Source organism: Actinomycetota bacterium (genome assembly GCA_005774595.1).
Lineage (GTDB): Bacteria > Actinomycetota > Coriobacteriia > Anaerosomatales > D1FN1-002 > D1FN1-002.
This window is the reverse complement of record VAUM01000317.1, coordinates 1-2,170: the sequence shown is the minus strand read 5'-3', so window position 1 is coordinate 2,170 and position 2,170 is coordinate 1. Positions and strand designations below refer to the sequence as shown.

3 protein-coding genes are annotated in these 2,170 nt (G+C 71.1%); all 3 read left to right on the top strand.

Annotated features, from left to right (window positions below):
• On the top strand, positions 1–870 hold an 870-nt coding region (locus tag FDZ70_09590; protein TLM69735.1), incomplete at its 5' end, for a hypothetical protein.
• Positions 871–927: 57 nt separating this feature from the next.
• Positions 928–1,803 (top strand): hypothetical protein, encoded by an 876-nt coding sequence (locus tag FDZ70_09585; protein ID TLM69734.1) that lies wholly within the window; start codon positions 928–930, stop codon positions 1,801–1,803.
• 177 nt (positions 1,804–1,980) lie between these two features.
• On the top strand, positions 1,981–2,170 hold a 190-nt coding region (locus tag FDZ70_09580), incomplete at its 3' end, for a hypothetical protein (GenBank protein ID TLM69733.1).

The window sequence follows — 2,170 nt, the reverse complement described above, 5'->3', positions numbered from 1 at the left end:
GGCTGGGACGGGCCGCACGGCAAGCTGTGCGTGCTCGCTCCCGGCGGCGCCCGGCTCGTCAAGGAGGTGTTCTACGCGCCGGGCGACCCGCCGCTGGCGGTGCGCGTCGCCGCGGGCGAGGTGTACGTCACCTCGGCGTCCGGCGTGCGCGTCTACGACCTCGAGTGCGTGAAGCTGCGGGAGTGGGGCGGCACGGTCGGCAAGGCGCCCGGCGAGTTCTCGTTCCCGAACGGCATCGCACGGCTTTCGGGCGGGGCGCTCGTCGTCACCGACGGCAACAACAAGCGCATCAAGTTCTACAGCGCCGAGGGCAGCCTGACCTCGGTCATCGGCACGCCTCCGACGGGGATTTTCGACCGCTCGAAGGCGGCGTTCGACCTGCCCTCGGGTGTCGCTGTCGACGACCGTGACGTGATCGTGGTCGCCGACGCGTTCGCCAACGCGCTGCGGGTGCTCGCGCCCAACGGCCGCCAGGTCGGCATGGTCGGCGACCCGGCCGTGGCCAACGGCGACTTCCTGCGGCCCGGCGGGGTGTGGCACGAGGGGGGCACCTCGTGGCTCGTCGCCGATGAGATGAACGGCCGCGTCGTGCGCGTGCGCATCCGGGTGCCCGCGCGCCTCGTGCGCGCGGCCGAGCGCGAGGCGCCCGCCGTGCCGGGTGCGCGCACCTCGCGCACGAGCGCCTGGTGGGCGTGCTGCCCGCTCGCGCTGGTCGCCGCGCTCGTGGTCCTCGTGGCGATCGTGGCGCTCCGGCTCCGCCGGCGCGCCGCCGGGGCCGCCGCGGTGGCGAGCCCGGCCGAGGCGGATCCCGCGCTGACTGGCGAGCCCGCGGAAGATGCTGGACACGAGCCGCCCGACAACCTAACTTAAGCATGCACGCGGAATTCGGCCGCGTGTGTTCGCGTGCGGACGAAGGAGTGCGCGCTCTTGCAGGTGAAGCGCCTCATCATCGTGGCGGCGGCCGTCGCGCTCGCGGCGGGCATGCCCGCGGTCGCCTCGGCGGCCGGCTGGAGCCCGCTCGTGGGGGGCACCTCGCCGCACACCGGGTGGAGCACCGCCACCAACTACTGCAACCAGTGCCACGCCGTTCACGAGGCCGAGAACGCGGCGAACACCATCAACGGCGAGTACCTCCTGCGTTCGACCGCGGCGGGCTCCTGTGACTACTGCCACGTCTCGGGCACCTTCGCCATCACCCAGGTCTACGATTCGGACCCGGCCAACGAGTCGGCCGCGCTGGGCATGGAGCACACGCTCGGCGTAGGCATGGCGGTGCCGGACTCGAACGACGCGACCGGCATGGCCGACGACTCGAACGACTACACGATCGACTTCACCTGCACCTCGTGCCACACCGTCCATGGCGCCGGCGCGATCGACTTCGGCGTGCCCACCGGCACGGCGAACATCCTGAAGGCCAACCCGCTGACGCTCGCCGACGGCGACAAGCACGGCATCGAGGACACGGCCACCACGCAGACCGAGTTCTGCGCCGACTGCCACGACAACAACCACGTGCTCGCGCACGACCTCGGCAACGGCGTGAACAACGTCGGCGACCAGGCGAGCCACATCATGACGTCGAACGTGGACGCGGCTCTGGCGAGCAAGTCGTCCGACGACTGCCGCGACTGCCACACGGTGGCCAGCAGCATCGCGTCGATCGGCCCCGCGAACAACTTCCCGCACCAGACGGTCGCAATCGACTTCCTCATGGACGCGTACGGCGACGGCACCGGCGTCATCAGGCTCGACGCGGTGTGCCTCGACTGTCACGGCGGCAAGGTCGGCGTCAGCTTCTAGCCGCGCCGGCCAGGCCCCCGCACGGGACGCCCGCGCCATCGTGTCCGCTGCTCCCGGCATCGTCGTTAAGGTTCCTTCAACGCGCCCGCGCGTAGTGCTATCCTGCGGGAGGCACCGCTTTTCGCGGCGTTGCTGTCGTGCACGCACGCTCATCGGCGAGCCCGAGGGGAGGGCTGGTTGGACGACCTCGAGACCGCGGCCGACCTCGTGGAAGCCGCGGAGGAAGAGCAGGGCGAAGAGCACAAGAGCAAGCGCTCGCGCGTCGCGCTCATCATCGTCGGGCTCCTCATCCTGCTGTTGTGCGCCATCACCACCACGGTCGACGTCTGGGTCAACCGCGACCCGGACACCGTCCGCTTCATCGCGC